The sequence below is a fragment of the Thermoplasmata archaeon genome, from assembly GCA_035532555.1.
GTDB lineage: Archaea > Thermoplasmatota > Thermoplasmata > Lutacidiplasmatales > UBA184 > Lutacidiplasma.
The window spans coordinates 152,403-177,476 of record DATKQS010000024.1 but is presented as its reverse complement, the minus strand read 5'-3'; the positions used below and the strand labels follow the sequence as shown (position 1 = coordinate 177,476).

Below are 25,074 nucleotides of genomic sequence, written 5' to 3'. Positions count from 1 at the left end.
TAGCGGATAAGGCGTGCGACGGGGTGTGCCCTCCCTCACGGTGGAAGCGGCGGGGCCGCGCGAGGCGGGCCGTACGAGGCGACGTAGCCGGCCCCGAGACGATCGACCGCGAGGAGGTCGAGCGGAAGGACGTCCTCCATCCGGCGCGCCGCCGGGCCCGATACGACCGGCGGAGCCTCGTGCTCGCCGATGATCAAGGGCGCGATGTAAATCGTGAACCGGTCGAAGAGGCCCGGCTTGAGCGCGCTCGCGAGTACTCGCGCCCCCCCCTCCACTAGGAGGCGACGGTGGCCCCGCGCGTGGAGCTCCGGATAGAGCCGCTCGAGGTCCACGCGCTCGGCGCCCGCAACGATCGTCGTAACGTGGGCCGGGTACTGTCGCGCGCACCGCTCGCTCGTCGCGATGATCGTCGGGAGACTTCCATCGAGGAGACGGGAGGTCGCCGGAAGGCGTCCGGCCGAATCGAGCACGATGCGTGCCGGAGGGCTTCCCGGCGCGCCGTCCAACAGCTCCCAGTGGACGCGCAGGGACGGATCATCCGCGATCGCGGTCCCGACGCCGATCACGATGCCGTCCGACTCCGCCCGGAGGCGCTGCACACGGGCGAGGTCCTCTGGACCGGATAGGCGCGCGCGCGCTCCACGGTCGAAGGCGAGACGTCCGTCGGCGGAGGCGGCGCAGTTGACCCAAACGAGCGGCCGGGGGAGCGTCATCCGATGCCCTACACGGGGAGCCGCAAGCGAGCGACCTCGGTTTCGATCGGCCCGGTGGCGTCCCCGGCGCTCTTCAGGTCGATGAGGTTGATGGTCACGTTCTCGAGGGCTCCCTCCGTTGCGGCACGCAGGAGAGCGAGCGCCGTGACGATGTCGCTCGCCAGGGCGGCCTTGGTGCGGGGTTGCACCGCATGCAGGCGCTGCGCGATCGCATGGGCGCGGCGAGCGGTCTCGAGCGGGACGTGGGCGGCCGCTCGTACCGCCGCGACGTAGGCGTCCTTCAGGGCGGGGTCCTCCGGATGTTCCTTCAGGGACCTGCGAGCCGCGCGGACGGCATCGTACGCTCGCGCGTCCTCCTCGATCCCGCGCAGGAAGTCGGCCCGGGCCGTGATGCACTCCCGCCGGACGGACACGAGCTCGGCATCGGGCGCCGCCGGTAGGATCGAATAGGAGAGGACCATCTCCCCGAGGGCGGCGCCCAACGCGCCGGCCGCCGCCGAGGCGCTCCCCCCTCCCGGGGTCGCCGTACGCGCCGCGAGACGGGCCGAGAATGACGCGAGGGATTCCGCACCCGGCGCGTCCGAGGAGACCGCCCGGACCTTCCGCTCGAGGATGGTGGAGCGATCGAACCGGTTCAACTGGAGATAGAACTCCGCCGCGTCGAAGAGAGCGTCCTCGGGAACCACCCCGACGATCTCCGACTCCTCGACGCCCACACCGAAACGTTCCGCCTCGCGCCGCACCTGCTCGAGCGCCCGGTGGATCGGGGTCTTGCGATAGTCCGTGAGGTTCATGGAGACCTGCGCGCGATTGCGCTCCTTGATCTCGAATCCCAGCGCACGGACCTCTGCCAGCCCGCCGTCCCGAGAGCGGACGGCTTTGGCGATCTTCTTCGCGATGCCGACGTCGGGCGTCGTGAGGTACGCGTTGAACGCGATCAGGACCGGCCGAGCTCCGATCGCCACGGCTCCGGCGGTGGGGTGGACCCGGGGCTCCCCGACGTCCGGGGCACGGTCCGGGTTCTTGCCGATCTCCTCTCGTATCCCCTCGAACCCGCCCTTGCGGACCGCGGGAAGATCCGCGCGCTCCGGTCGTCGGGCCGCCGAACCGTAGAAGTAGACGGGAATCCCTAGTTCCTTCCAGACGCGCTCGCCCAGACGCTCGGCGAGGCGCACCGCCTCCTCGACCGTGGCCCCTCCGAGGGGCACGAACGGGACCACGTCCGTGGCGCCCATCCGGGGATGCTCTCCGGTGTGGTGCGTCAGATCGATCACCTCGGTGGCGACCGTCATCATACCCATCACCGCGTCCATGAGGCCCTCGCCTTCTCCGACGAGGGTGATGACGCACCGGTTGTGATCCGCGTTCCACTCCACATCGAGCACCGCCACGCCCGGGACCATCCGGGCGGCGTCCGCGATCCGCCGTATCTTCGATTCGTCGCGCCCCTCGGAAAAGTTCGGGACGCACTCGAAGGGCGTCATACCGCGGCTCCCTCGAATCCATCGAGCATCGTCTGGCGCCCTCGGGCGGTCACCGCAGGCGTCGGTCGCGGTGCGACGCGAAGGCCGCGCCGCGCACGGTCGATCGCGGAACGGACGCGTTCCTCCGAGAAGCCGTGATCGTCTACCAACCGGCGTAGGACGGCCGCGTCATCGATCGGCCGGAACTCGGGCACGGGGATATCGACCGTGTCGGGGTGGCGGAAGATCTCGCCCACGTCCGCCCCCTCCTTCGGGTCGATCCCGACGCGGGCGAGCGTCGCATCCCACCCGAGGTGCTCTTGGACGAGCCTCAGGGCCTTCTTCGGACCGTAGCCCGCGGCGCCTTCGTTGAAGTCCGTGCCCACGATGATGCCGACCAGGATCAGTTCGTCACCATCGATTCCCAGCGTCGCCAGTAGCCGGTCCCGGTCGATCAACTGGGCGCCGGCATCGACCCCCTTCGAGCGACGCGCGGCGAGCCCCCGGACGAGCCGAGGCGCACCGAACAGGAGACCGTCGTAATCCTCGGAGGCGGAGGCCCAGACCACCCCGGTGGCCGCCATCCGCGCCGCCTGAGCCTCGCCCTCGCTCGGGGCCCGGACCGTCGGGATGCCGAGCGAACCGAGCAGATCGATCGCTTCTTCGGCCATGGTGGGGGTAAGGCGTGAGGTCTGAGCGGCCTTGCGCCGGGCGGTCTGTAGATCGCCGGCGGCGAGGGCTTCCTGGCGCTGCTCCTCGGCCCGTTCCTTTGCGCGGAAGCGCGACCGTAGCGTCCCGGCCTTCAGGTCCGGGGGCCGGCCATCGAACACCCACACGGGACGGACGCCCTCTCCCAGCAATGCGGTCGTCCGGTAGAAGACACCCATCAGGTGGCTCGTGGGCCGGCCACGGGAGTCGGAGAACGGTTCGCCGTCCGCCTGACGCACGGTCGCGAGGAACTGGTAGATCGCGTTGTAGCCATCCACCGCGACCGTCCGGCCCGCGAGCGCGCTCCAGGGGAGCTGCTCCGCGTGAACAATATCTTTGAACGGGAGCCCCACGAACGCTGAGAGTGGCGCCCAGTACTTGGGGTTAACCGCGGGCGGCGGGAGGCGGGGTTCGGAGCGCAACGTACCGGGCGAGCCTTCATCAAGGGAGGGCCGCTGACGGTCCCCCGGAGTTGGCTACGATGGCTACCCGCACGCCCCCAACGGCTGTCCTGCCCCGAGCGCCGGAACGTTCGTCCCCGACTTCCGCTCCGCCCAATGATCGGGTGCCCCGATTTTCCGCAGACTACATGGACCGGTCGGCGGACCCGTGCAAGGACTTCTACCGGTTCGCCACCGGACAGTGGCTCGATCGGAACCCCGTGCCCGCGGACAAGTCCCGGTGGAGCGCATTCGACGAATTGTTCGAGCGGAACCTCCAACAGGTTCGCGGGATCCTGGAGCAGGCCTCGAGCGGGCGGAGGGGATCGGCCCGCACGCCGCGCGCGCAGGTCGGCGACTTCTTCGCCTCCGCGATGGACGCCGCCCAGCGGGAGAAGCTCGCATTCCGACCGATCGCACGCGAGAGCGAGCGGATCCGGGTCGTTTCCTCCACGCGCGACCTCGTGTCGGCGCTCGCGGAACTCCACCGTCAAGGGATCCCGGGACTCTTCCGCACCGCCGTCGCGCCCGACGAGAAGAACAGTTCGATCTACGCGCTCTATCTCATGCAGGGGGGTCTCTCGCTCCCGGATCGCGACTACTATCTCAAGAGGGAGTTCGCCCCCGTGCGGCGAGCCTACATCGCCCACATCTCGAAATTGCTCGGCCTGTGGGGGGAGCCCAAGGCCCGTGCCGCGGCCGCTGCCCGGACCGTTCTTCGCATCGAGACCGAGCTCGCGAAAGCGAGCCGGTCGCGCACCGCACTGCGGGATCCGGAAAAGAACTACAACCGGACGACTCCACAGGAGCTCATCGGACGAACCCCGTCGCTTCGGTGGAAGGAGTACCTGTCCATGCGCGGCGCAGGCCAGGCACCGTACCTGGTGGTGGGTCAGCCGGAGTTCTTCGACGCGGTGAACCGGGCCCTGCGCACGCACTCCATCGCCGAGTGGAAGGTCTACCTCCGCTGGCACCTCCTCCACGCGAGCGCGCCGTACCTGCACGCGGCCATGGATGCCGAAGACTTCGACTTCTTCCACCGTCGCCTCCTCGGCCAAGAACAGCCCGAGCCCGACTGGAAGAGAGCGGCGATGGTGGTCGACGACGGCCTCGGCGAGGCGCTCGGCCGGGTCTACGTGCAACGGTACTTCCCGCCCACCGCACGGCAGCGGATGGCCGATCTCGTGAAGGACCTGCGGGAGGTGTTCCGCGAGCGCCTCGAACGCGTCCCCTGGATGACCGAAGAGACCCGCCGGCGCGCCCGCACCAAGTTCGATCGGTTCACCACGAAGATCGGCCACCCCGAGCGCTTTCGGGATTACTCCCGCGTGCGGATCTCCCGCCGGGACTACGTGGGAAACATCCGGCGCGCGGCGGCCTTTGAGATCCAGCGGATGATTGTTCGGGTGGGCATGCCGGTGGACCGGAGCGAGTGGCAGATGACGCCGCCGACCGTCAACGCCTACTTCGACCCCACGCTCAACGAGATCGTCTTCCCGGCCGGCATCCTCCAGCCCCCGTTCTTCGACCCGGCGATGGACGATGCCGTGAACTACGGAGGCATCGGCGTGGTCATCGGGCACGAGATCACGCACGGCTACGACGACCAGGGCCGCAAGTACGACGCCGACGGGAACATGCGGGATTGGTGGGATGCGGCTGATTCGGCCGAGTTCCAGCACCGGGCCCAGCGGATCATCGACCAGTACGGTGAGTTCGAGCCGCTTCCGGGCACCCACGTCAACGGAGAGCTGACCGCCGGGGAGAACATCGCCGACCTCGGAGGGGTGGGCATCGCCTACGAGGCCCTGCAACGACGCCTTGCCGATGGGCGCACCCCCGATGTGAAGATCGACGGCCTGACGCCGTCCCAGCGATTCTTCATCGCCTACGCGCAGATCTGGCGCTCGAACGTGCGCGAGGCGGAGCTCCGTCGGCGTCTCACCATCGATCCCCACTCCCCCGGTCGGTTCCGTGCCATCGGACCCGTCTCGAACCTCCCGGAGTTCTGGACCGCCTTCGGGGTCGCCCCGGGCGCCCCGATGCGCCGCCCGGACGATCGTCGCGTCGCGATCTGGTAGCGGCCGAGGGCGGATCGACCGTCGGCGGCAGGGGTCAGGTCTAAATCCCCACAGTCGCTGGTGGGAGACGAGGTTCTCCATGGTCTTCCGCTGGACCGACGAACCGAACTCCCCGCTCCAGCCGGGAGCTGTGGTGATCTCCTGCTTCCCGAGCGCGGGCCTCGCGACCACGGTCGCGGCGCTGTACATGATCCGCACCCTCAAGCTTCCTCGGATCGGCCGCTTCGAAGCTCCGGATATGATGCCGATCGCGGTCGTCCAGGGCGGACAGGTCCATCCCCCGATCCGTGTGTACGGGCGCAAGGACTTCGCCGTCGTCGTCTCGGAGTTTCCGCCCACTCCTTCTCAGGCCACCGCGCTCGCCAGCACGATCATGGAGGGTGCCGCGGAGCGGAAGGCCCGTTGGATCCTCGGCCTCGAGGGGGTCATCCCGCATCCGGAGGGCGATACCGACGAGGATACGGAACCGCCGGAGGAGACGGTCTGGGCCGCGATCTCGCGACCCGATGCGGGCATCCTGCGCGCGTTCGCGCCCAGCGGCGTGCTTCCCCTCGAAGAGGGGATCATCGGAGGCGTATCGGGCTCGCTCCTGGTCCAGGGGATCGGGGGCCCGCTGCCGGTCGCGGTGCTGCTGGTCAGTGCCCGCGCCGGTGAGGGGTACCCGGACCACCGGGCGGGAGCGACGCTGATCGAAGCGGTCGATCGGATCCTCCCCGAGATCCACATCGACACCGGGCCGCTCCGGGCACAGGCCGAGGGGATCGAGAAGGCTCTGCGCGCCGCGATGAAGGGTCATGCGGGCCAAGGCGAAGAGGGAACGAAGCCTCCGATATCGCCGGAGATGTACCGGTAGGGGCGAACTACTCCGAGACGAATGCCTCGGTGTAGGAGAGCAGGTAGAACGATCCCGCGATCATCACGACGAACAGTCCGACGATCGATAGCGGGTTCGAGCCGAAGTAGACGATTGTCACCCCGATGAGGGCGGCGGGCACGAGGATGAGCAGGATGAGGGTCAGGAGCTTGCCGTCCATCGCGCGACTTCGATGCAGTGCCGATTATAAGGTTGTGGTCGCCGGCCGGGGTGTCAACCGGCCGGCGACCGGGCGGAGCGGTAGAGTGCCCTAGCGGAGCTCCCGCGGACGCATCTCGGTGACGATCTCGATCGTGAGGCCGGCCTCGAGAGGCGACGCATCCGCCGCGGGAAGAGGGCTGGGGAGCGACGGAGGGGTCACCCCGGTCGGGGTCGGGTCGGTCGAACGGACCACGGGGCTCGAGAGCTCGGACGGCACCACGGCCGACGACGTCCAGTTCGCGGTGATCGCGGATTCGAATTCGCCGATGATTGAGGACTGGATGTGTTCGGAGACCACATCGGCCCAGTAGCCGGCGACCTTGGTGAACGCGACGGGCCCGAAGGTGTGGACGAGCGATTCATTGTCCAGGACCTTGAGGGTCGCGCGTCCGCGGTTCTGCTTCTCCACGAACGACTGGACCATCTGGAGACGGCCGACCGCGCGCTCGGCGAGCGCCCGGCGCTCGCCCTCGCAGCGGAACGGCTTGACGACGAACGTGCTGACGAGGTGCCCGTGCCGGCTGGCGACCTCGAGGACGTGGGGGAGCGCGCCGCTCCCGGCACCGCCTCCAAGGCTGCCGAGGATGACCACGAACGTCGCGCCATCGAACAGACGTTCGAGCGCGGGCTCCGCCGCGCGCGCGAGGACGCCGCCGATGAACGCCGAACCTCCCGTGTCGATCTCTTCGCCGGTTTCGGGGCCTAGATAGATCCGACGGTCGAACTCGTCGAACCCTTGGACCTTGGGATCGCAGTTGATGGCGACGGTCTCCAGGTGCCGGATCCTGCGTCGGGCGACCTCGCGCCCGATCCGAACTCCGCCCCCGCCGACCGCGACCAGGACGAACCGGATGTCGTGGCCCAACCGCCAGCCCTCCGGACCGTCGCTCGTGTCCACGGCGCCGTTCCCCAGCGCCGGGTTATGCTCGTCGATTGCTCGCTGCTCCGTCTCGTACGTCGCCCCCACCCCTGTTCTGCATCGCGCTCGAACCCCGCTGACCACGTCTTACCGACCGACCATCCCCTTCCGTTCGAGGTCGCGGCCGCTCTCGCCGAGCGCATGCACCTTGGCTCGGCTGTCCACGGCGTCTCGAACCCGCTCCCGCCCGTGCTTCGCGAGGTCGACCAGTTCGTGCTTGTGCTCGTAGTGGCGGACGGCCTCGGCTAAGAGATCCGCCACGGGTCGGCCATTGGCGATGGTTTTGGCGTATGCTTCCCAGGTCGCTACCTCGTCGGGGCGCAGGCGGACGGGGACCTCCATGAGGCCCTCCGAATCCACGCGGGGGGTCGGTGCGGCCGACAGCGCTCGGGCGCGAAGAAAGGCGTGCAGCGCCCCCCGCACGAGCTCCGAGCGGCTCTCGAACTCGCCGTCCGCGACGAACGAGTCGAGCAGCTCGAGCTCCTTGCGGTTGCACCGTAGGGCGATGCGCGCTTCCTCCGGGTCCTTCGGGGGAGACGTCCGCTCGCGAGAGCGACCGTTTCCCCGCTTTGAAACGTTGTCGAACACGACTGCGCCAAATGAACACATTTTCAGCTACTTAAACATGCGTCGCGCGCTGCCTCAGTAACGAGCCTACTAGGTCCGATCGCGCCGCCTCTGACGTGTCAAACGGATTACATGCCCGGTCGAACGGGCAACTTCTCCGTTCTCCGCGTGTATAACCGTCTCGCGGTTCACGGCCTCCGGGCCGCACCGGACGTGGTACCGACCGACTCGTTCGCATGACGGCGTCCCATATGGGCCGACCACTCGGGCTCAAGCTTCAAATGCGGGAGGGGGTCGTCCGGTGCCGAAGAGCCCCGGTTTGCTCGGAAGTAGGAAGTCATGAACCCACGGATCCGTCGAAGGCGGTTGCGACGCGGCCGGCGTGGAGTCTCCCCGATCATCGCCACGATCCTCCTGGTCGCGATTACCGTGATCATCGCTGGGGTGCTCTACACGCTCCTGATTCCGCTCCTCGGACACTCGGGTACGCCGTTACAGTCTAACTTCGCGTTCGGCACTTCGACCGTGCATCAGCCGGCCGTCGGGCAAATCGGCTGCGCGGCAGGCGACTACTGCTGGGCGGTCCAGATCCAGACCGCGGACCACGGTGTGGCGCCCTCCTCATTCAGCCTCTACGTGCAAAACGCAAGCGGCCTCACCGTCTCGACCACGAGTTGGAACTTCACGTTCATCGACGCATCCAATCATCTCGTGGCGTACGCTCCCGGTCCCCAGGCCGGATCGAGCACGGGATGGACCGCAGGTCCGGGATACTCGACGGACAATGCATTGACCCTTGCGATGACGCTGTGGATCGACACCGGTTCGGCGCACGGGCAGCCCGGCGGGAACATCCTGTACGCGACCGGTCAGGGTACCTGGTACGATTCGATCTACACGACGCTCTCGTAGAGTCGAGATCGGGCCGGCTCCAACCACCCAGTCCGCTCCCCGGAGCCGGCGTTCGCCGTTTCGTCTAGCCCTTTGGAGCGGACGGAAGGGGAGATCCGCCCGAGGGTGGGGGCGACGTGAGCTTCGTTCCGCACTTCCAGCAGACCTTCTCTCCCGGGTAGACGACCGCCGCACAGTTGGGGCAGGCCGCCTCGGCGACCGGAGTCAGCGCCGGGGGAGGAAGGGCGGGCGCGGGTGCCGAGGGGGACGCAGCGGCCGAGGCGTCGGCATCGATGGGAGGCGGCGGGTTCGCGCGCGCGGCCTGATCCAGGCGCTTGCGCTTGCGGTTCTTGAAGACCATGTAGATGAGCAGCGCGATGAAGAAAACGAGCCCAAGGTAGAACAGCACGGCCTCGTAGATCGTTCCGATGAGGAGGCCGTAGGTGCTCCAGTAGTTCCCCGTGATGGGTCCCTCGATCCCGTTGTACGTCGGGTCCCCGATCAGGAACGTCCAGGTCAGATTCCCGGTCGTGACGTTGTGGAATGCGACCGCCATCTGCCAGGACCAGATGTTGGTCCCGTTGAGCTGGTCCGTGAAGGATTCGACCGTGCCGTTCGTGAGACCGCCGGGCAGCGTGCGGTTCAAGAGGTAGAAGGTGTAGCCGCCGGCGCAGTTCGGGGAGGTCGTCCCGGTCGCACCGGGACAGGTACTGATGAACAGATCGAGCCACAACGCACGGCTCGATTGAGGCGGGAGGTACTTCGGGTAGAGCGATACGTTCCAGGTGAACGTCGAGCCGGAGGCCGAAACGAACGGCGAGACAGCGGCGTTCTGGAGGACGGCTCCTCCGTTGCCGTGCGGTAGGTTGGTGGAGGAAGATGCGGCCGAGGTCGGGGTCAGGATCGCGCCGGTCTCGATGACCGTGATGATCGGGGCGCTCACGACGAGGATCACGATTCCCATGATCGCGAGGGTGCGGGGGCGGCTCGTTCCGACCCAGATCGGGAGACCGAGCCCGAAGACGAGCATCGCAACGATGGCGAGCAGCGGGCCGCCGATGTACGTGTACGTGACGACGACGACGGCGATTGCGAGGAGAATGAGGAGGATGAACCCCAGACGGGTTCTCAGGAAACTCTTAACGGCGCGACCCGGCTGCACGGAACGGCACGATAGTCCGCCGTGCGTTTATTAAGACGATGCAGGAAGCAGATCCCCTCGCACGGATTTCCTCCATCCGCTACGCGCTCGTGATCCTGGACGGCCTTGCCGACCGCCCGATTCCCGAGAACGGCGGTCGTACTCCGACCGAGTCGGCGTTCACGCCGCAGCTCGATCACGCGTGCACGATCGGCCAGCTGGGCCAGGTCGTGGTGCTCGGTCCCGGGATCGCACCCGAGTCCGACGCGGGGGTCTTCGCGCTCCTCGGGTACGATCCGGTACGCGACTCCCCCGGGCGCGGCGTCCTCGAGGCCGAAGGGGCCGGCATCGACCTCGCACCGGGGGACGTGGCGTTCCGCCTGAACTTTGCAACCCTCGGCCCGGACGGGCGGATCCTGGATTCCCGAGTCGGCCGGTCGCTCGCCACGCTGGAGGCGATCGAGCTCGCCCGAATGCTCACCGCTCGGGACCTGTTGGCCACGGAGGGGATCCGGGCCGAAGTTCACGCGACCGTCGGGCACCGGGGAGTGCTCTGGTTGAGATCGACCCGCGTCGGTCCCCTCTCGGCCGATGTCTCCAACGCGGATCCCTTCTACGAGAAGATTGGGGGCATGGGCCAGGCGCGAAAGGCCACCGACCTTCATGTGCCGAGCGTCGAGCCCCTCGACGGGTCCCCCGAAGCGGTGCGAACGGCTCGCGCGACGAATCTGTTCCTGGAACGTGCCCGAGCGGCGCTCGCCGACGATCCGGTCAACACGCGACGCGCCCGAGCCGGGGCCAAGGTCGCCAACGGTCTCCTCGTGCGGAACGCAGGGTCCCTCGCATCGACTCCGCCGCCGACGTTCTCCGCGAAGTACGGCCGAGCGGGAGCTGCCGTCACGGAGATGCCAGTGGAGCGGGGGATCGCACGCGTCCTCCACCTCGAAGATCGGTACCTCGGACCGATGGGGCTCGACCGGGACGAGGGGTACCGAGAGCGTGCGGCCGCGACGCGGGCCGCCCTCGACGCATTCCCCTTCGTGTACGTGCACCTCAAGGGTCCCGACGAGCCCGGCCACGACGGAGACGGTCGGCTCAAGCAGGAGATCATCGAGGCGATCGATCGATCGTTCTTCGGGCCCTTCCTCGACGGGCTCGATCTACGGCACGTTCGGATCGCTGTCACGGCGGATCATGCGACTCCCGTCGTTCTGAAGGGCCACTCGGACGACCCGGTGCCGTTGCTCCTCTTCGGGGCCGGGATCACCCCCGCTCCGGGAGGACCTGAGCGACCGAAGTTCGGTGAGGCGAGCGCGGCTCGAGGCGCCCTGGGCACCCTCGCCGGCCGCGAAGTGTTGCCGCTGCTCTTCGACGGGCCGGACGGTCGACCTGAATGAAGAGCCGGGCGCTCGTCGTCCCTCGCATCCACGGCGAGCAGGCGCGCCTCGAGCTCATGCGTCTCGGGGCGTTGCGCATGGATCTGCGCATTCTGCGCGACGGGGAGTGGATCGTTCTACCGGTCGTCGAGGGCGCCGAGATCCCCTCGGGGTTCGGCGAGGCGAGCGAGAGAGAGTTCGAGCCGTTCACGGTGCCTCACGCGCGCGAATACCGCGACCTCGTCCAGCTGCCTGCGACCGAGCGGGAGCTCCTGCCTCGCTCGTTCGATATCGTCGGAGATGTCGTGCTGATCCGCATTCCTCCCGAATTGGAGAGGTGGGGCCCCGACATCGGAGAGGCGCTCTTGCGATTCGTTCCCGGGGCTCGGATCGTCGGGGCGGACCACGGGGTCCACGGGACGGAGCGGCGTCGACGGCTGGTCCCGCTTGCCGGCGCGGGGGATTTCCGGACGATCCATCGGGAGAACGGGATCGCCTTCGACATCGATCTGGAACGGGCCTACTTCTCTCCCCGCCTCGCCCGCGAGCACGCGCGCGTAGCGGAGGATGTCGAAGCAGGCGAGGAGGTGGACGACCTGTGCTGCGGCATCGGACCGTTCGCCGTCACGCTCGCCCGAGACGGCCGCGCGCGTCGGATCACGGCCGTCGATTCCAACCCCGCCGCGATCGCGCTCTTGCGCTCAACCCTCTCGCGCTACCCCTACGCCGATCGAGTGGAGCCCATCGAAGCCGACGTAGCCGCCTTTCTCTCCTCGGCGAGACCCGTCGATCGCGCCATCCTGAATCTCCCTCACGAAGGGATTAAGTATCTACCCTCGGTAGGAACGATCGTCCGTCCCGGCGGAGTCGTACACTACTACGAAGTGACGGCCCGCGAAGGCGCGGACGTGCGCGCGGAGGATCTGGTGAATCGCATCGGCGGTCGCGCCCACTGGAGCTTGATCGATCAGCACGTCGTGCACCCGTATTCCCCGCAGGACGACCTCGTCGCCTTCCAGTTCGTACGGGCCGACCCCACGGAGGATGTATGAGGAACATCGTCGCGCTCGCGGACGTCTCCGAGCGCGACCACGCGCTCGTCGGGGGCAAAGCGAGCAAGCTCGGGGAGGTGGTCCGCGAAGGGCTTCCGGTACCCCCGGGGTTCGTGGTGACGACCGACGCGTACTCCAGCTTCGTGGCGATCCCGACCTTGCGCAAGGAGATCGCGACGGCGCTCGGTCAGCTCGACGTGTCGAAGTCGGACAGCGTGGAGACCGCATCCCAACGCATCCGCGCGGCGTTCGACCGGACCGAGTTCCCCCCGGAACTCCGCCGGGAGATCGTGGAGGCGTACGAGTCGTTCGCCCGCGAGCACCTCGTGCGCTTCTCTGCCGTCCGCTCGAGCGCCACCGCGGAGGATCTCGAAGGCGCGTCGTTCGCCGGACTCCAGGACACGTATCTCAACGTGGGGGGTACGGAAGCGATCCTGGATGCGATCCGCCGCTGCTGGAGCTCGGTCTTCACCCCGCGTGTCATCTCCTACCGCGGTCGGAAGGGCTTCGAGCACGCCGACGTGAAGCTCGCGGTGCTCATCCAGAAGATGGTCGAATCCACTGTCAGCGGGATCCTGTTCACCCGGGACCCGAACACCGGTGAGAACCACATGATCATCGAGGCCGGCTGGGGCCTCGGGGAAGCGATCGTCGGCGGCGAGGTCACGCCCGACCACTACGTCATCGACGGCATCAGCCAGCAGGTGGTCCAGAAACTGATCTCCGAACAGCGCGTGCGCATCGTCCGCGCGGAGGGGGGCGGGAACCGGCACGAGGCGATCCCGGCCGCCGAGCAGAACGTGCAAAAGCTCTCGGACGAGCGGATCCTCCGGCTCGCGTCGCTCGCCCGCGTCATCGAGTCGCACTATCGGCGGCCGATGGATGTGGAGTGGTGCGCCGACGCCCACGCTCTCTATATTGTCCAAGCCCGTCCCGTGACCACGATACCGAACAAGGAGGCCCGGAGCGCGGGAGCCGCAAAGGCTCCCTCCCCCGGCCAGGCGCAAGCCGCTCCGATCGAGGCCGCACCCGAGCCCGAGGCCGCGATCCTGCGCGGATTCGGAGCGAGCCCCGGGGTCGCGAGCGGCGTCGCGCGGATCCTCCAGGGCGCGGCCGACATGGAGAAGCTACGCCCCGGTGAGGTGCTCGTCACGTCGATGACGACGCCGGACATGGTGCCCGCGATGGCCCATGCGGCCGCGATCGTCACGGACGAGGGCGGGATGACCTGTCACGCAGCCATCGTCTCGCGCGAGCTCGGTGTCCCGTGCGTCGTCGGGACGCGGACCGCGACCCACACGATCGTCGACGGGACCGAGGTCACGGTGGACGGAAAGACCGGTCAGGTCTACCGCGGGCGGCGCGCCGCCCCGGCTCCGACACCGGCGGCGAGCGTGCTGGGCATGGGAGGACACGCCTCTCCCGTCACCGCCACGAAGATCTACGTGAACGTCGGCGTACCGGAAAAGGCGGCGGAGTACGCTCAGCTCCCGGTGAATGGCGTCGGCCTGTTGCGCATCGAGTTCATCTTCACGGCCCACGTTCGCGAGCACCCGCTCAAGCTCCTGAAGGAGGGCCGCAAGGAGGAGCTCGTCCGCCGGCTCGCCGACGGGCTCGCCAAGGTCTGCCAGGCGTTCTACCCGCGCCCGGTGATCATCCGGACCTCCGACTTCAAGACGAACGAGTACCGCGGGATGCCCGGCGGAGAGGCCTACGAACCGGTCGAAGAGAACCCGATGATCGGCTGGCGCGGCTGCTCTCGGTACATCTCGCCGGTCTACCGACCGGCGTTCCTGTGCGAGCTCGAGGCGATCCATCGCATCCGGACCGAGATGGGTTTGAAGAACGCCCATGTGATGCTGCCGTTCGTCCGGAACACCTGGGAGCTCGAAGAGATCGCGACGATGATGCGCGAGGCCGGCCTGCGGCGGTCCCGGGACTTCCAGCTCTATCTGATGGCGGAGGTCCCGTCCACCGTCCTCCTCGCTCGCGAGTTCTCCAAGCATTGCGATGGGTTCTCCATCGGCTCGAACGACCTTACTCAACTCGTGCTCGGGGCCGACCGCGATTCGGAGACGCTGGGCCGGATGGGATACTTCGACGAGCGCGACCCGGCGGTGCTGCGCGCGATCGAGCTCCTGATCGAGGGGGCCCACGCCGAGGGTCGGACCGTGGGGATCTGCGGGCAGGGCCCGAGCGTCTACCCCGAGTTCGCCGAGTTCCTGGTCCGTCAGGGGATCGACTCGATCTCCCTCAACGCGGACACGGTGATCCCGACCATCCGTACGATCGCCTCGCTCGAGCAGCGACTCAAGCTCGAGAGCCTGCGCCGTCCGAACGAGTGACCGTTGGCGGAGCACGCGGGGGCCTCCATCGAGGAGTTCCGGGAGCCCCGGGGGAGGGCAATGCGAGGGAGATCTCCGACGCGAGCTCGTACTCGCGGAAGGTGCGAACGGGATGGAAACCGAGGGTCACGAGCCGCTCTTCCAGTCGGGCGGAATCGGCGAGGACGAAGTACGGGCAGCCAGGCCCGGCGATTTCCTCCGCCACGACCCAGCCGGTGAGATCGCTGGCCACGCCACGTCCCCGTGCCTCGGGCTGCGTCGTGACCCCGAAGATCCCGGCCATGTTCCGGTAGCGATAGAGGAGGGCGGCGCCGACCGGCGCGCCGGAGAGCTCGGCCAGGACCGGAACCAGGCGCTCGTGCGGGTTCGGGTGGTGGATCGCGACCGATAGGGCCGCGGCGAACTCGGGTCGCTCTCGCTCGGAGGTCCAGAACGCGGCCACCCGGTCGAGTTCGGACTCCTTCGCGATCCGCACCCGGGTCGGTCCTCGACTCGCGCGCGTTGCCCGGGGCTCCCCCACGAGGACCGTCAGGGGCTCGGGCCGGGCTTGGAACCCGAGCCGGCGCAGGTTGGTGTCCAGGTACGCGGGGACGGGAACGGGGACGCGGAAGGTCGGACGGAGGGCGCGCTGGAAGTAGTGATCCAGCGCGCGCTCGAAGAACGCCGTCTGGCGCTCCCGTGCGATGCCGAGCTCCTGCACGAAGTTGAACCGGGGGACGGCTACGTGCTCGTTCGTGACGAGCCGGGCACCGGCGAGCTCGAGCGCGTATCCCCCCAGCGTCAAGACGAGCTGCGCTTCGGTCTCGAGCGCGGCGTCCGCTGCCCGCTCGTCCTCTAAGGTGGCCATCGTACCCCCGGAGCGCCGCCCCCCTTAACTTGTGGAGGACGCGCGGCCCGACCCCCGATACCCACCGGAGGTGCGGCCCTCGGCGCCGATGCCGGGCCCCGAGCTCCTTCCGAGGCGAGACGGCCCGAACTGTAAATACACCCCATTCCTGACGCGGGCCAGAGGCACCTTCGTTCATGGAGATCCCATCGGTCCGACCGCCCGCGGTGATCGCCGTCATCGGCGCCGGCAACATGGGCAGCGGGATCGCGCAAACGTGCGCCCAATCCGGTTTCACGGTCCGGGTTCGGGACGTCGATGCGCCGATGCTCGAGCGCGGCCGCGGCCTCATCGAGAAGATGCTCGCGGGCGCGATCCAACGCAAGAAGCTAACGCCGGCCCGGCGCGAGGAGATCCTCGGCCGCATCTCGTTCACGACCGATCTTCGTGCCGCGGTCGACGGGGCCGCCCTCGTGATCGAGGCCGTGTTCGAGGACCGAGGGGTCAAGGCGAAGCTCCTCGGCGAGCTCGGTCCGCTCGTAACGGCCCAGGCGCTCGTCGCGACGAACACCTCCTCGCTCTCCGTGACCGAGCTCTCCCGGGGCTCCCCGCACCCGGAGCGCTTCGCGGGCCTGCACTTCTTCTTCCCCGCCGCAATCAACAAGCTCCTCGAGGTGATCGGTGGGGAGTCCACCGACCCCGGGGTCCTGGACGCGCTCGAGCAGTTCGCCTACCTCACGCGCAAGGTGCCGATCCGCGTCGCGGACCGAGCCGGCTTCGCGGTCAACCGCTACTTCGTCCCGTACCTGAACGAGGCCGCGCGTCTCGCGGAAGAGGGCGTGGCGAGCCTCGCGACGATCGAAGAGGTCGGGCGCGAGCTGTTCGGGGCCACCCTCGGCCCTTTCGAGCTGATGAACGTGACCGGGATCCCGATCGCGGCGCATTCGCAAGAGTCGCTGCACGCCGCCTTCGGAGCGGCCTACGCGCCGTCCCGTCGCCTCGAGGAGCAGCTCCGCTCGGGCACGCCCTGGGCGTGGAAGGAGACGGCGGTCGAGCCTCAGCACAAGACCGCAGCACGCGAGCGCTTCCTCGGCCTGACGATAGGGATCGCGACCCGGCTCGTCGAGGAGGCCGTCGCCACGCCCGAGGCGACCGATCGAGGCGCGACGGTCGGACTGCGTCGGGCCTGGGGACCGTTCGCCCAGCTCTCGTCGATCGGCATCCCCGAGGGACTGCGCCTGGTCGAGCAGTATGCAAAGCGGTGGGGCGACGCCTTCCCGATCTCTGCGGAACTGCGACGGCGGGCCGCGGCGGGCGATACTCGCTGGCCGATGCGCTACGTACGGGTCGAACATCGTGGTCCGGTCGCATGGGTCCTGCTCGACCGACCGGAGGTGCTCAACTCCCTCAACTCCGATCTCCTGGAGCAGATCGAACGTGCGTTCCACGGCCTCGAGTCCGATCCGAAGGTCCGGGCGGTCGTCCTCGCCGGCTCCTCCCCAGTGTTCGCGGCCGGTGCGGACATCGCCGAGATGGAGCGCAAGAGCCTCTCCGAGGGCGTCGAGTTCGGCTACATCGGTCAGCGCGCCGCGCGCCGTGTCGAAGCGTTCCCGGGGCCCGTGATCGCGCTGGTCGAGGGATACGCGCTCGGGGGGGGTCTCGAGCTCGCGCTGGCAGCCGACTTCATCGTCGCGGCGCAAGGTGCCCAGCTTGGGCTTCCCGAGGTGACGGTCGGGATCCACCCCGGCATGGGGGGAGCCTCGCGACTCACCCGTCTCATCGGCAGGGCGAAGACCAAGTGGCTGATCTACACGGGGATTCCCGTGGGGGCGGAGGAAGCCCTTCGCCTCGGCTTCGTCGCGCAGGTCTATCCCGCGGACACGGCCCGGGAGGAGACCCAGAAGCTCGCCGAGACGATCGCGAGCCGCGCACCGCTCGGGGTGCGTTGGATCAAACGAGTGATCGACGATGGCATGGACGCACCGCTCTCCGCGGCCCTCTACCTCGAGGGCCAATCGGCCGGCCACACGTTCGGCACGCGCGACCGCACCGAAGGGATGCGTGCGTTCCTGGAGCGGCGCCCCCCCAAATTCGAGGGCAAGTGATCCGCCGCTAGGCGTGCGACGCGGCGAGCGCGCGGTAGGCGGCCGCGTCGAGGAGCGCTTCGGGCGGGATCGGGCGGTCGAGCTGGATGCGGAGAATCCACCCCTGGCCGTACGGGTCCTTGTTGATCAGGCCCGGGTCGGTCTTCAAGGCCGTGTTCACGGCGCTGATCCGTCCGTCCCCCGGGGCATAGATGTCGGCGACGGTCTTGACGGACTCGAGGACGAGCGCGGAGGCTCCGGCCCTTACCGGCTTACCGACCGCGGGAAGATCCACGTACACGATGTCGGTGAGCTCGCCCTGGGCGTGGTCGGTGATGCCGATCGTTGCCTGATCGCCTTCGATCCGAACCCACTCGTGGGTCTTCGTGTAGCGCAGCTCCTCGGGCGTTTTCGCTTCTGGTGTCATGTTCCTAGTTCCCAACTTGCGGCGTAGTCCCGTTGCGCGTCCGTGCGCTCATCGATCTGGATGCCGAACGGCGCGAGGGCGGCGCGTGCCACCTCTCGGTCCAGTTCGGTGGGCACCGCGTGCACCTTGCGGCTCATCGAGCGGCCGTGCTTCGCGATGTGCTCGGCGCTCAGCGCCTGCAGGGCGAAGGAAAGGTCCATGATCTCGACCGGGTGGCCCTGGCCGGCCGCGAGGTTGACCAGGCGTCCTTCCCCGAGGAGGTAGACCTTCCGTCCGTCCGCGAATGCGTACTCCTCCACGTGCGGGCGCACGGGGCGGTGGGAGATAGCGACTCCCTCCAGATCGGTCCGGGAGACCTCGACGTCGAAGTGGCCGGAGTTGGCGAGGATGCATCCATCCTTGATCACCCGGAAGTGCTCGGTCCCCACGATGCCCGTGCTGCCCGTCACGGTCACGATCATATCGGCGTGCGTCGCGGCATCCAACATGCGCTGCACGCGGAAGCCGTCCATCCGCGCTTCGAGCGCCCGGACCGGGTCGATCTCGGTCACGATGACGTCGGCCCCCATGCCGCGGAGCCGCGCGGCGATCCCCTTGCCGCACCAACCGTATCCGGCGACGACCGCGACTCGCCCCGCGATGAGGAGGTTCGTCGCGCTGAGGATGCCATCGATCGTGGATTGGCCCGTTCCGTACCGATTGTCGAAGAGATGCTTCATCTCGGCGTCGTTGACGTCGATCGCCGGGAAGAGGAGCTTGCCGGACTTCTCGAGCGCGCGCAGGCGCGTGATCCCGGTCGTGGTCTCCTCGGTCGAACCCCGAACGCGCCCGGCGTCCTTCCGCTTCGTGTGAACCAGCGCGACCAGATCGGCCCCATCGTCGACGATGATATCGGGGTCAGCTTCCAGCATCGCCGCGATCCCCGCGTTGTACTCCGCGATCGACTCACCCTTCACGGCGTGGGTATCGATCCCCGCATCGACCAACGCCGCCACGGGGTCGTCATCGGTGGAGAGGGGGTTTCCGGCGGCGAGGTGGACCTCGGCGCCCCCGGCCTGGAAGGCGAGCGCGAGTGCGGCGGTCTTCGCCTCGACGTGGAGGACGGCGGAGAGCGTGAGCCCCTGGAACGGCTTCTCGACTTCGAAGCGTCGGCGGATCCCTTCGAGGACGGCCATGTGCGTCCGGGCCCATTCGATCTTCTGGCGTCCCCGCTCCAGATTCCCCGGCATGCGAAAGTCGAGCATCCATGACGGACGCACGTTAAAGATGTCGCACGGCCGACCTCAGAAAAGCTCCTCGTCCGAGGGCTCGGGCTCGACCGGTGGATCGACGGGGTGGGAGTCCCGTTCCTCCCGCTTCCTCCACGCGCGGAAGCTGTAGTACGACGGCTGCAGCTTCCACCATGCCCAGAACTCCGCCTCGGGGTAATCCTCCCCGAGCTCCCCCGCCGCGGCGGCGCGGTAGTGACTGACGAACTCCTCGTAGGCTTGCCGCTCTCCTTCGCTCGCCTGGACCACGGTGGGACGGTCCGGAGCCTCGGTCGCGCACTCGGGGCAGATCCCGACGTCGGCTGGGATCGCCGCTCCGCAGCTGGGGCAGGGGACCGGCTTGGTCTCGAACCAAGTGCCGCACCGCGGGCAGGTCTGTTCTCCCGCCGCGACCAGCGTTCCGCACTCTCCGCACTCCCGCGTTTCCGACGTCCGGCCCCGGCGCAGGAGCAGGACCAGCAACAGCACCGCGACGATGATCGCGACTCCGATGGCGATCCCGAGCCAGAGGGTGAACGAAGATGCGGACGACGCCTCCGAGCCCAAGGAGACGGTGCCCGCCGCTCCGTACACCGGAGCGGAAGCCGTGTTGTACGTGGCCTCGATCGAAAGGGTGTAGACGACTCCCGCAACCAATCGCGACGAGGAAAGTGTGAGGTTGAACGTTCCCGCCGAGGCGTTCGTCTCCGCTAGGACGAACCCAGCCCCGCCGGCGGGGGTCGCGATCAGTTCGATGAGTGCTCTTCCGGAGCCGTTGAACGAAATGGTGCCGACGCTGGTGTAGTTCGAGTCGACCCGGAGCGTCGATGGATACGCCTGGAACGTAAGGATCCGGACGTAGGAGGGCAGGATCCCGATCGGCGCCGTGGTTCCAGCCGAGCCTCCATCCCCGATCGATGATCCTCCGTTCCACACGAGCGCGAAGGCGAGCGTGGCCGAGAACGCGCCGTTGGCGCCGATCACAGACTCGGAGAGATTCCATGCGAGATCGATCGTGAACGTCCCGTTCGACGGAATGCTCTCGTTCGTGAGGGGGAGGGTCGACACCACGATGCTTCCTCCCGAGGGCGACTGGTAGGCCATCGTGGCCGAGAGGTTTACCACCGGGGCCGTGCCTGTGTTCCGAATGGGGACCTGCACGCCAAGCGTCTGACCGATGTGGGCCGTCGCCGTCGAAGGGACTCCGTCGACGGTGTAGGACAAGCTTCCGATTGAGAGTCCCGCCGCGTATTCCGGGAAACTGGTCGTCGGAGCACGGTCGGGCGAGGCGTTGGTGAGGCCCTGCGGATACGGAGTAAGGGAGAACGAGAACGAGGCGGTCGCCACCCCAGTGAGCGGCGGGACGATCTTTGCGTTGTATGAACCGAGGAACACCCCGGATGGCAGCGTAGCCGCAGTGACGTTGACCGAAACGAGGAGCAGGAAAGCCACGCCCGGACCGGGGTCGGTCGTGGATGTCACCCCATACGTCGAGATTCCGTGTGCAGAGTCCCACGATTGCACGTACCCCCACAGGATACGGTTGCTGCTGCCGAGGTCATTGAGGGCGTTGACCGTCGCGTTGGTAGCCCCGCCACCTATTGCATAGTACGCGAGGGCGCGGGCGTCGGGAACCGGGATGCCTCCTCGACCTGCGACGGGAAAGGCTGCCCACCGGAACAAGTATGCATTGCTAGACGAATCCGGCAATATTGCAGAAGTGGCAGACGCGCCTGGGTTCGGCGTGGGTATAACTAGGCTGGCCAAGAGAGCAGTTGCCCCATGCTCAAGGAGAAGCTTGTTCGAATCCCAGGGGTATGGAGAGGAGAGCGAGACCGGCGAGCTCGGAGCACGGTTCCAATTGATTCCGAGAGTGGTATCCCCCGCGGTAAGTCTAGAACCATCCCCGGTGACTGAGAAATCGTACACCAGGCGAGGAAGGAGGACCAGGTCGACCTCGGAGATATTGGCGGTTCCGAACGCAGTAGCCCCGAAGTCAATCGAGATCCCGGGGGAAGTTCCCGCGAAGGCGCCAGTCAGATTCAGGTACTGGAGCATACCTAGCTGGTTGATGCTACCTACGAGAGCTGAAGAGAGTGGGATCACCGCCGTCGCTCCTTCTGATCCAGGGCCGAAGCTGATGGAATTGAGGGGCCACGGTGTCCCGTTGTAGTCAACCGTTATCACCGTCGATACTTGAGTTATCGACGTGTAGGTGATCTCGACGTATCCCGAGTAGATTCCGGTTGGATACAACCAGTCTTGCAGGAGATTGATCGACGCCGTCGGTGTGCTGAAGGAGGTCACCCTCCTACCTGATCCCGGACTGATCTGGAAAGCCAGAGTAGAGGTGAGCGGAAGAGGTCCTGGCATTCCGTTGGCGCTGGTCTGGGTGTCGTCGGCGTAAACATCCTTGCAGGTGCTGTTCAATAGCATGAGTTGAGCACCATTCTGAGCTGAGAGCGATGGAGCGTACGATGTATCCGCCACGATAGTCGGCCCGAGGGATTGGTACGCTGTGCTGTTCGCCGCGGGATTGGCCTCGATCGTTGACTCGTTCAATGTCAGGCTTGCGCTGGGGCCATATACGTCGATCCAGCCCGGAAACTCGAAGCTCGAGTTCCAGACAGTCATCTGGCCCGTGATATTCAGATGAAGTTTGAGGTACGGATCGGAGCCGGTTGCCGCCGTCGTTAGGGTCGCGTTCCAAAACTGCACGCTTCCCTCGTCGCGGAACGAGTAGATGTGACTGAGCCGTTGCATCGGAGTTCCCGTGTCCGAAACGAACTGTTGGATCGAGAACGTGATGTTCCGAATGATCAGAACTCCACCCGGGAGAACGGTGACGTTTCCAGATTGGGTGTAGGTGGTGCCCGGCCCCGACGATTGGAACACGCACGGTTCGGCTCCCGGGCGCACGATCAGGTCGTTCGGCGCAAAGGGAGACGTGCCGCACGCAGGCGCGGCGCCCGCGATCAGTAGGGTCGAGCCGGAATCGCCCGAGCCCGGGATGACGCTCGACGGAGCGCGGGAGGCCGGTGCGATCAGAGCGGAACCGGCCAGGAGAAGAACACCGAGCGCTACGACGGCGAGACTTCTGGCATTCGCAGCTCCCGACCGGGCGTACCGGGGCGGAGGTCGGACACGGCTCACGTCCATCTGGAGGATGCCGCGGTCCTTGAGACCTTCCTTTGGGGTTCCCCGGGCGCCCCGGACGGTCGATGCGCCTAGGTTTGGGGGTTCTCGACCACGATCTTGCCGAAGAGATCCGCTCCGTCGAACCGGCGGAACGCCTCGGGTGCCTGCTCGAAGGGGAAGACGGAATCGACGACGGGTTTCAGCCGTCCGCTAGCGAGGTGGCCCAGCACGTCGTTGAATTCGCGGAAGTTGGCCATCGTGCTGCCGCGGATCGACGCCTGGCGCCAGAACAGCGTGCGGAGATCGACCTCGACCGTCGGGCCGGCGGTGGCGCCGATAACGACCACGCGTCCTCCGCGGGCCAGCGCGCGGACGGATCTTGGGACCGTCGCGGCACCGTTCGAATCGAAGATCACGTCCACGCCCCGTTTCTCGCTCCACTGCCACAGGACCTTGTCGAGCGGGTGGTCGGCATCGAAGGAGAGTGCCGCATCGGCGCCGAGCGCGCGCGTCCGCTCCGCCTTCGCGAGCGTCCGCGAGGCGACGGCGACGTTCCCGCCCAAGAGCTTCGCGATCTGGACGGCCGCGGTGGTGGTTCCACCACCGGCACCGATGATCGCCACGCGGTCCCCGGGGCGGACGCCGCCGACCGTGGCGAGCGCCCGCCACGCGGTCTGGAAGACGAGGGGAGCTGCGGCAGCGTCCGTGAAGGAGAGCCGCTCGGGCTTGGGGTGCACGTTGCGGCGGGGGACCACGACGAACGTCGTGGCGCTTCCCTGCGTGTGCTCGCCGAGGATGCGATAGGCCCGGCACAGGGCTTCCTCACCGGCCCGGCAGGCCTCGCACGTCCCATCCGGGATCCCCGGATTGATCAGAACGCTCGATCCGATAGCAAGGTCGTCGACGCCGGCTCCGAGCGCGTCGACGATTCCGGATCCGTCGGAGCCCAGCACGTGAGGGCGTTCGATCGGGACGCCCGGGATCCCCTCGAGCGTGAACCGGTCCAGCCGGTTGAATGCGGCCGCTCGGATGCGGATCCGAACCTCGCCGGGACCGGGAGTGGGCTCGGGGATCTCCACGAATCCGATCCGGTCGAGCCCGCCGTGCTCGGAAAACCCGAAGCCGCGCATGGTCCTGTCACTTCGACCCGGTGCGTTCCCACCGAGTTCCAGTAGCATCGTCCTCGAGTTCGATTCCCGCCGCGCGCAGAGCGTCGCGGATCCGGTCGGCCTCGGCGAAATCTCCGCGGGTCCGGGCCCGGGTCCGAGCCTCGATCGCGACCCCGACCGCGGCCGCGAGATCGCTCGACCCGCTCTCCTCGACCTCCTCAAAGAGCCCGAGCGTTTCCTCGACCCAGCGGTACGGGGCGGCCAGCGTCGCGAGCGCTCCGCTCGACATGCGGTCGAGCTTGGGCAACCACTCGGCCACCCGGTGGCCCCAGACGAACAATTGCGCGATCACCTCGCGCGTTTGGAAGTCGTCCGCCAGGGTTTCGTCGAGGCGGTCGACGAGATCGGCCGAGGCGCTCGCGAGCTCCTCCGGCAGCTCCTCGCCGACGCGTTCGGGCGCCTCCTGGTCCCATTGGGACCGGAGGCGCCGGTAGGGAAGCGACAGGCGAGCGTACGCTTCGCGGGCGGCCTCCAGGCTCTCCCCCCGCGTGAATTCGAGCGGGCTGCGGTAGTGCGCGTTGAGGTAGTAGAAGCGCAGCACCATGGGGCCGAACTCGTCGAGCGCCTGGGTGAGCGAGTAGACGTTGCCGAGCGATTTGGACATCTTCTCCCCGCCCATCGATACGAGGCCGGCGTGCATCCAGAAGTTCACGAGGGGCGCGAGCCCGGTCGCTGCCTCCGCCTGGGCGATCTCGGCCTCGTGGTGGGGGAACTTCAGATCGAGGCCCCCTCCATGGAGATCGTAGCGCGGACCGAGCAGTCGCGCCGTGATCGCGGTGTCCTCGATGTGCCAGCCGGGTCGTCCCGGGCCCCACGGGCTCTCCCAGCTCGGCTCGCCCGGCGTCGCAGCCTTCCAGAGCACGAAGTCCTCGGGCGCGTGCTTGTTGCGATCGATCTCCAGGCGCGCTCCGGGTCGGAGCGCTTCGACCTTCTGACCGGAGAGCTTGCCGTAGCCGGGGAACTTCGCGACCTCGTAGTAGACCGAGCCGTCGTCCGTTCGGTACGCGAATCCGCGGTCCACCAGTTGGCCGACCTGTTCCAGGATCTCGGGGAGGTAGTCGGTTGCGTGCGGGTAGTACTGGACCGACCGGACGCCGAGCCGCTCCATCGCCTCGCGCCACTCCCCGAAGTGCCGGTCGGCGAGCGCGAACGGGTCGACGCCGAGCTCTCCCGCACGGCCCAGAAGCTTGTCGTCGATGTTCGTAACGTTCTGGACGTAGAACATCCGATATCCCCACCGTGCGAGTGCCCGAGCGACGACGTCGAACACGACCGCCACGCGGGCGTGACCGATGTGGGCTTCGTCGTACGGGGTCAGTCCGCAAACGAACATGCCGACGCGCGGGGGGAAGCGCGGCACGAAGAGCCGGCTCTCCCGGGAGAGCGTATCGTAGATCGTGACGCGACGCATC

General features: G+C 67.7%; 20 protein-coding genes. 7 read left to right on the top strand and 13 right to left on the bottom strand.

Features of this window, described 5'->3' with window-relative positions; all coding sequences use genetic code 11:
* Positions 1-35 precede the first annotated feature (35 nt).
* Genes VMV28_07650 through VMV28_07640 form a run of 3 tightly spaced genes read right to left on the bottom strand, consistent with a single transcriptional unit; the run spans position 36 to position 3,237 of the window.
* The gene (locus VMV28_07650) at positions 36-713 is read right to left on the bottom strand and encodes a dihydrofolate reductase family protein (protein HUZ80471.1); all 678 of its coding nucleotides are present in this window, start codon (positions 711-713) and stop codon (positions 36-38) included.
* Between the two features lie 8 nt (positions 714-721).
* Positions 722-2,197, bottom strand: coding sequence for a glutamate formimidoyltransferase (gene ftcD, locus VMV28_07645; protein HUZ80470.1), 1,476 nt, complete (start codon positions 2,195-2,197; stop codon positions 722-724).
* Positions 2,194-3,237 (bottom strand): flap structure-specific endonuclease, encoded by a 1,044-nt coding sequence (locus tag VMV28_07640; protein HUZ80469.1) that lies wholly within the window; start codon positions 3,235-3,237, stop codon positions 2,194-2,196. The genes ftcD and VMV28_07640 overlap by 4 nt, the downstream gene beginning before the upstream one ends.
* A 236-nt stretch (positions 3,238-3,473) precedes the next feature.
* On the opposite strand from VMV28_07640, the gene VMV28_07635 reads away from it, so the two are divergent.
* The gene (locus VMV28_07635) at positions 3,474-5,405 is read left to right on the top strand and encodes a M13 family metallopeptidase (protein ID HUZ80468.1); all 1,932 of its coding nucleotides are present in this window, start codon (positions 3,474-3,476) and stop codon (positions 5,403-5,405) included.
* A gap of 79 nt (positions 5,406-5,484) precedes the next feature.
* Positions 5,485-6,258, top strand: coding sequence for a PAC2 family protein (locus VMV28_07630; GenBank protein ID HUZ80467.1), 774 nt, complete (start codon positions 5,485-5,487; stop codon positions 6,256-6,258).
* A 7-nt stretch (positions 6,259-6,265) separates the two neighbouring features.
* On the opposite strand, the gene VMV28_07625 is transcribed toward VMV28_07630, so the two are convergent.
* The 3 genes from VMV28_07625 to VMV28_07615 form a co-directional block, all read right to left on the bottom strand.
* Positions 6,266-6,439 (bottom strand): hypothetical protein, encoded by a 174-nt coding sequence (locus tag VMV28_07625; GenBank protein HUZ80466.1) that lies wholly within the window; start codon positions 6,437-6,439, stop codon positions 6,266-6,268.
* 90 nt (positions 6,440-6,529) lie between these two features.
* A complete protein-coding gene (locus tag VMV28_07620; protein ID HUZ80465.1) occupies positions 6,530-7,447 on the bottom strand; it encodes a hypothetical protein in 918 nt (305 codons plus the stop codon).
* 39 nt (positions 7,448-7,486) lie between these two features.
* Positions 7,487-7,987 carry a hypothetical protein gene (locus tag VMV28_07615; GenBank protein ID HUZ80464.1) on the bottom strand — a complete coding sequence of 167 codons (501 nt, stop codon included), beginning with the start codon at positions 7,985-7,987 and terminating at the stop codon, positions 7,487-7,489.
* Between the two features lie 318 nt (positions 7,988-8,305).
* On the opposite strand from VMV28_07615, the gene VMV28_07610 reads away from it, so the two are divergent.
* A complete protein-coding gene (locus tag VMV28_07610; protein HUZ80463.1) occupies positions 8,306-8,878 on the top strand; it encodes an archaellin/type IV pilin N-terminal domain-containing protein in 573 nt (190 codons plus the stop codon).
* A 64-nt stretch (positions 8,879-8,942) separates the two neighbouring features.
* Here VMV28_07610 and VMV28_07605 read toward each other — a convergent pair whose 3' ends face one another.
* Positions 8,943-10,019 (bottom strand): hypothetical protein, encoded by a 1,077-nt coding sequence (locus VMV28_07605; protein ID HUZ80462.1) that lies wholly within the window; start codon positions 10,017-10,019, stop codon positions 8,943-8,945.
* A 38-nt stretch (positions 10,020-10,057) separates the two neighbouring features.
* Between VMV28_07605 and VMV28_07600 the strand changes: the two genes are divergently transcribed.
* The 3 genes from VMV28_07600 to ppsA are packed head-to-tail and all read left to right on the top strand — an operon-like array spanning position 10,058 to position 14,771.
* Complete coding sequence (locus VMV28_07600; GenBank protein ID HUZ80461.1) at positions 10,058-11,395, top strand: alkaline phosphatase family protein; 1,338 nt, start codon at positions 10,058-10,060, stop codon at positions 11,393-11,395.
* Positions 11,392-12,426: a class I SAM-dependent methyltransferase family protein gene (locus tag VMV28_07595; protein ID HUZ80460.1), complete on the top strand. Its 1,035-nt coding sequence runs from the start codon at positions 11,392-11,394 to the stop codon at positions 12,424-12,426. The genes VMV28_07600 and VMV28_07595 overlap by 4 nt, the downstream gene beginning before the upstream one ends.
* Positions 12,423-14,771 (top strand): phosphoenolpyruvate synthase, encoded by a 2,349-nt coding sequence (gene ppsA / locus VMV28_07590; protein ID HUZ80459.1) that lies wholly within the window; start codon positions 12,423-12,425, stop codon positions 14,769-14,771. Before VMV28_07595 ends, ppsA begins: the two co-directional genes overlap by 4 nt.
* Here ppsA and VMV28_07585 read toward each other — a convergent pair.
* Complete coding sequence (locus VMV28_07585) at positions 14,737-15,618, bottom strand: GNAT family N-acetyltransferase (protein HUZ80458.1); 882 nt, start codon at positions 15,616-15,618, stop codon at positions 14,737-14,739. The genes ppsA and VMV28_07585 overlap by 35 nt on opposite strands.
* A gap of 176 nt (positions 15,619-15,794) precedes the next feature.
* Here VMV28_07585 and VMV28_07580 point away from each other — a divergent pair, with 176 nt between their 5' ends.
* On the top strand, positions 15,795-17,702 hold the full coding sequence (locus VMV28_07580; protein ID HUZ80457.1) for an enoyl-CoA hydratase-related protein: 1,908 nt from the start codon (positions 15,795-15,797) through the stop codon (positions 17,700-17,702).
* A 7-nt stretch (positions 17,703-17,709) separates the two neighbouring features.
* Here VMV28_07580 and gcvH read toward each other — a convergent pair whose 3' ends face one another.
* From gcvH to cysS, 5 genes are all read right to left on the bottom strand, one after another.
* Positions 17,710-18,108 (bottom strand): glycine cleavage system protein GcvH, encoded by a 399-nt coding sequence (gene gcvH / locus VMV28_07575; protein ID HUZ80456.1) that lies wholly within the window; start codon positions 18,106-18,108, stop codon positions 17,710-17,712.
* A complete protein-coding gene (locus VMV28_07570) occupies positions 18,105-19,337 on the bottom strand; it encodes an adenosylhomocysteinase (protein ID HUZ80455.1) in 1,233 nt (410 codons plus the stop codon). The genes gcvH and VMV28_07570 overlap by 4 nt, the downstream gene beginning before the upstream one ends.
* Positions 19,338-19,391: 54 nt before the next feature.
* Positions 19,392-22,508 carry a zinc ribbon domain-containing protein gene (locus VMV28_07565; protein ID HUZ80454.1) on the bottom strand — a complete coding sequence of 1,039 codons (3,117 nt, stop codon included), beginning with the start codon at positions 22,506-22,508 and terminating at the stop codon, positions 19,392-19,394.
* Positions 22,509-22,582: 74 nt separating this feature from the next.
* Entirely contained in the window at positions 22,583-23,623 is a 1,041-nt protein-coding gene (locus VMV28_07560) for an alcohol dehydrogenase catalytic domain-containing protein (GenBank protein HUZ80453.1), read from the bottom strand.
* Between the two features lie 7 nt (positions 23,624-23,630).
* Positions 23,631-25,073, bottom strand: coding sequence for a cysteine--tRNA ligase (cysS, locus tag VMV28_07555; GenBank protein HUZ80452.1), 1,443 nt, complete (start codon positions 25,071-25,073; stop codon positions 23,631-23,633).
* Between the last annotated feature and the right edge of the window lies 1 nt (position 25,074).

Bases quoted from the DNA above. Each gene is read 5' to 3' on its own strand.
- VMV28_07650 (HUZ80471.1), bottom strand. From the start codon at position 713: ATGACGCTCCCCCGGCCGCTCGTTTGGGTCAACTGCGCCGCCTCCGCC.
- ftcD (HUZ80470.1), bottom strand. From the start codon at position 2,197: ATGACGCCCTTCGAGTGCGTCCCGAACTTTTCCGAGGGGCGCGACGAA.
- VMV28_07635 (HUZ80468.1), top strand. From the start codon at position 3,474: ATGGACCGGTCGGCGGACCCGTGCAAGGACTTCTACCGGTTCGCCACC.
- VMV28_07630 (HUZ80467.1), top strand. From the start codon at position 5,485: ATGGTCTTCCGCTGGACCGACGAACCGAACTCCCCGCTCCAGCCGGGA.
- VMV28_07625 (HUZ80466.1), bottom strand. From the start codon at position 6,439: ATGGACGGCAAGCTCCTGACCCTCATCCTGCTCATCCTCGTGCCCGCC.
- VMV28_07610 (HUZ80463.1), top strand. From the start codon at position 8,306: ATGAACCCACGGATCCGTCGAAGGCGGTTGCGACGCGGCCGGCGTGGA.
- VMV28_07600 (HUZ80461.1), top strand. From the start codon at position 10,058: ATGCAGGAAGCAGATCCCCTCGCACGGATTTCCTCCATCCGCTACGCG.
- VMV28_07595 (HUZ80460.1), top strand. From the start codon at position 11,392: ATGAAGAGCCGGGCGCTCGTCGTCCCTCGCATCCACGGCGAGCAGGCG.
- ppsA (HUZ80459.1), top strand. From the start codon at position 12,423: ATGAGGAACATCGTCGCGCTCGCGGACGTCTCCGAGCGCGACCACGCG.
- VMV28_07585 (HUZ80458.1), bottom strand. From the start codon at position 15,618: ATGGCCACCTTAGAGGACGAGCGGGCAGCGGACGCCGCGCTCGAGACC.
- VMV28_07580 (HUZ80457.1), top strand. From the start codon at position 15,795: ATGGAGATCCCATCGGTCCGACCGCCCGCGGTGATCGCCGTCATCGGC.
- gcvH (HUZ80456.1), bottom strand. From the start codon at position 18,108: ATGACACCAGAAGCGAAAACGCCCGAGGAGCTGCGCTACACGAAGACC.
- VMV28_07570 (HUZ80455.1), bottom strand. From the start codon at position 19,337: ATGCCGGGGAATCTGGAGCGGGGACGCCAGAAGATCGAATGGGCCCGG.
- VMV28_07560 (HUZ80453.1), bottom strand. From the start codon at position 23,623: ATGCGCGGCTTCGGGTTTTCCGAGCACGGCGGGCTCGACCGGATCGGA.
- cysS (HUZ80452.1), bottom strand. From the start codon at position 25,073: ATGCGTCGCGTCACGATCTACGATACGCTCTCCCGGGAGAGCCGGCTC.